Annotated in this window: 3 protein-coding genes; all 3 read left to right on the top strand. The window is 50.3% G+C overall.

The window, feature by feature from the left end; all coding sequences use genetic code 11:
* On the top strand, positions 1-350 hold a 350-nt coding region (locus JRG72_11445), incomplete at its 5' end, for a hypothetical protein (GenBank protein ID MBW2135819.1).
* Positions 351-459: 109 nt separating this feature from the next.
* Positions 460-3,855 carry a helicase gene (locus tag JRG72_11450; GenBank protein MBW2135820.1) on the top strand — a complete coding sequence of 1,132 codons (3,396 nt, stop codon included), beginning with the start codon at positions 460-462 and terminating at the stop codon, positions 3,853-3,855.
* 13 nt (positions 3,856-3,868) lie between these two features.
* Positions 3,869-4,372: hypothetical protein (locus JRG72_11455; GenBank protein ID MBW2135821.1), on the top strand; the 504-nt coding region annotated here is incomplete at its 3' end.

A 4,372-nucleotide genomic window follows, 5' to 3' on the forward strand; every position in this document is an offset into this window, starting at 1 on the left:
TGCCCAATGGTAATCCTTTTGGTTTAGATTTGAGCGGAGAAATATATTTAGAGGCAGAAGTTGCTCCGCGGGTTAGAGAAACTTTTGAAAGGAGATATTTTGATGCAACTGGAATTCAGGTGTCACCGGGAAGACCTTCAGAATATCAAATGCAAACTAATAAGTGGGGGGCGGAATTAAGAATTTACTTTAATTCGGAAAGGCTAGCTGACTACTTACGCTCAAGAGGCATTAATATAGAAGGTGCAAGGTTTTATCGACCCGAATATTTGTACAGAGTTAACAATAATGATATTTGGTGGAATCTAATAGAACAATATGGGTATCGTTTAGGCCGTAATCCTATATAGAAAAACAAAGAATAACGCAGGATGACTTAAAATTTTCATGAAATGGTTCATAAGAGATTGTCAAGATAGTGCATAACGGTATGGCTTTGTTCTGGAGAGCGAATTCCCCATGAGAATCCCCTATGTCATCGACAATCAGACCTATCATCTGGCTGATCTGTTAAATGAGCTGTTAGAAGAGCACCAGGGCCGCTCTCTGGATGTCGCTACTGCCTACTTTACCGTGGGGGGGTTTGGTCTCGTTAAAGACGGGCTTTTTGGCTTGGGAAATTTTCGCCTGCTTCTGGGAGCGGAGCCGGCCTCGGGGGAGCAATTGGGCCTGAAGCCCGATGCCGACCTGGTCAAAGGGCTGATTCGACGAGATCTGAATGCTCTGCCATTCAAAGAAGAAACCCTCTGCCTCATCGAGGATTTGATCGCCTATCTGCGGCGTCCGGCGGTCCAGGTGCGGTTGCACCACCAGGGCTTTCTGCACGGCAAATGTTGGCTGTTTTATTCTGACCGGCCGGGCCAACAGCTGCTGTTTGACCGCTTCCGACCGATTCTGGCCATTGTTGGTTCCTCCAATTTCACCGTTCCCGGTCTTACCTCCAATCGCGAACTTAATTTGGCTCATAAAGTGCTCCTCGATCCGGCCGAGGTCGATGACCCGGAGGCCACCCTGGCCGTTTCCTGGCTCTCCGACGCCCGACCCAGCAAAATGATCAAGCCGGAGAACCGGCAACTTCTGAAAAGCGAGGTAGGGGCCCGAGCCATCATTGATTTAGAACGCTGGTATGACCAGCAGTGGGAAGATGCCCGGGATTTCAAAGAAGAGCTCATCGAGCTTTTGGACGCCTCCAAGTTCGGCGCTAAGGAATATACCCCCTATCAGGTCTATATGAAGGCGCTCTATGAATATTTTAAGGACGACCTGGGCCGGGAAGCTCCGGCACCGGTCCGATCGGCAGTGGAATTAACGGAATTTCAGGATGACGCGGTGAAAAAGGCCCGCAAGATTCTGTCCCGCTATGATGGGGTGATGATCGCCGATTCGGTGGGCTTGGGCAAAACCTGGATCGGCAAGAAACTCCTGGAGGATTTTGCTTACCACTTGCGACAAAAGGCTCTGGTGGTCTGTCCGGCCAGTCTGCGGCAAATGTGGGAACGGGAACTGGCCGAGGCCACGATCGCGGCCACAGTGCTCTCCCAGGAGGAATTGGGGCGGGAGGAATTTGATACCCTGCCTTATGGCGACGCCGACATTCTCCTGATCGATGAATCACATAACTTTCGGAACCGCAATGCTCAGCGTTACGGCAATATCGAACGGATCTTGGGCACCAACGGGGGTAGAGGGCGGGATGGCGGCCGCAAGAAAGTGATAATGCTGACCGCTACCCCTATCAACAATGACCTATTAGACCTCTATAATCAGATCAGTTTGGTCGCCCAAGGGGATCGAAGCTACTTCACCGCCTGCGGCATTGGCGACTTGCATAAATATTTCCTCCAAGCCCGCCGGGAATCAAGAAATAACAATCCTGCCTTTGCCCTGTTCAATTTACTGGAAGAGATGGTGATTCGCCGGACTCGCCCGTTTATCCGCCGGGCCTACCCGGAAGCTACCATTCAGGGTAAGAAAATCAGGTTCCCGGACAGAAGGCTCAGAACTGTAAATTATAACTTAGAGGCCACTTATGCCGGCATCTATGAAGAGGTGGTATCGGGAATTGAGAGCCTGAAGCTGTCCCCTTATAACCTGGAAGCCTATAAAAAGGCCGGGGTTGAAGTTGATCCCTTTGAAGAGGGGCGGGAACAGGCCTTGGTGGGGATTTTTAAAAGCCGTTATCTCAAGCGCTTTGAATCCAGCATTGAAGCCTTTCGGATCAGTATGTGGCGGGCCCTGGCCTTTTTGAAGACCTTTGAATCCTATATCCTGGGGGGACGCCTCCTCAGAAGCTGCGATTTCCATAAGGCCCTGCGTTTCCTTTCCCGGGAAGATGAAGAAGATGATGCCACCCCCACCTCCTTGGCCGAAGATTTAGACGCCAGTGAAGAGGCCCAGGGGATTTTAGAAGGCATGGAGACTATTGACCCGGCGCAGTACGACTTACGCCGACTCCACGATGCCGTCCAGCACGATGTGGAAATACTTTCCAGGATCTGGCATCGCATTAAAAGGATTAAGCCGGAAAACGATGCCAAACTGGAGCGGCTGAAAGAGCTGCTGTCCACAGAACTGCGGGGTAAAAAGGTTCTGATCTTCAGCTATTACAAAGACACGGCCCGGTATCTTTTTCAACATTTGGGGGGTCCCAAAGGAGAGGAATTCCGTCGCCGCCTGGGTAAGGTGAAAATTCGGCGCATGGACAGCGGTATAGACACCAAAGAACGTCTGCGCACCATTCAGGGATTCGCTCCAAAAGCCAATGACAAAATGGATTGGGTGGGAACCGATAAAGAAATAGACCTGCTGATCTCTACGGATGTATTGTCAGAGGGGCAAAACCTTCAGGATTGCGGCTACTTGGTCAATTATGACCTGCACTGGAACCCGACCCGGATGGTGCAACGGGCGGGCAGAATTGATCGGATCGGCACCGAATTTGAGACTTTGTGGATCTATAATATGTTTCCCGATGCCGGCCTGGAGCGGTTGCTGAGGCTGGTTGAGAGTTTAAGCAGAAAGATCGCCGACATTGACCGAGCCGGTTTTCTGGATGCCAGTGTTTTGGGTGAAACCGTGCATCCCCGTAATTTCAATACCCTCAAGAGAATTCAAGACGAAGATGGCACGGTCATCGAAGAAGAGGAACAGTTTACCGAACTGGCGAGTAATGAATTTTTGCTGCAGCAACTGCGCAATCTGTTGGATAGTGGTGGTCTGGCGATGCTGGAATCCCTGCCTGACGGCATCCACTCAGGTCTCTTAAAAAGTGGTGATAGTGGGGTATTTTTCTACTTCCAGGCTCAATCCGCTGCAGGTGGAAAAAACCATTTCTGGAGATATCTTGATTTGAAAAATCAGAAGATTACCGACAACCGGTTTATTATTGCCAACCTCATTGCCTGCGATAAAGACACCCCCCGAGTCGTTGATCCCGATATGTTCAGTTCTAACTTTGATTATCAGGAGAGGATTATCGAAGACATTTTGAAATCCTTTGAGGAACAAAAAGCTCTATCCTTGGCCCCTCGCACTGTAGATCCCCTTCAGGTTACAGTTGCCACTGTCATTCAGGGCTATCTTAGCCATCCCGATATCAGCAGGCGAGAGGCGGTCGAGGCAATCCGTTTTCTTAACCAACCCATGCTAACGGTGCAGGTGCGCGAGCTTCGGCAAGCCTATAAAACTTTCCAAACCACTAGTGATATCAAGGCCCTTCTAATGGCACTCAAAGAACAACGGGAAAAATTTGGCAACGCGACCGAGATTGACACTGAGTCATTGACGCATAAATTTACACCCTTAAAAAGGGATGATTTAAGGCTCATCTGCTTCGATTTGCTTTCAGGGGCATAACAGGAAAACCAAAATGAATTCCTTACCATTAGTTTTACGCCATGAAAGGGTGGAGTTACGCCTCCCTAGCAAACCTCTCAGGGTGTTAGGAATAGACCTGGGGACTACCAACTCCACAGTGGCAGAAATTTTCTGGGATTTAGAGGCTTCATCACCGCCTTTGGCTCGCTGTATCGAGGTGGAACAGCCTACCTCGGAAGGGACCTACATCCATGTTCTGGTCCTTTCAGTAGTGGCCATCCACGGTGGCCAAGTGCTGGTAGGGGAGGGAGCCAAACGCCTAAGAGCGCGCGGCTCAGAACTCGGACTGACGCAGAATACCAATATTTTCTACGAGTGTAAAAACGACATAGGTATTCGGAAAACTTATCACCGGGCTCCCGTCGGATTCCGCTCAGCGGCTGAGATCAGCAGCCAGGTCATCAAATTCCTTTATGATGCTGCTTTAGCCGATGATGCCACTTCCCCGACACGAACGGTGATCACCGTACCGGCCTCCTTTCAAGCGCCCCAACGG

The sequence above is a fragment of the Deltaproteobacteria bacterium genome (assembly GCA_019309545.1).
Lineage (GTDB): Bacteria > Desulfobacterota > Desulfobaccia > Desulfobaccales > Desulfobaccaceae > Desulfobacca_B.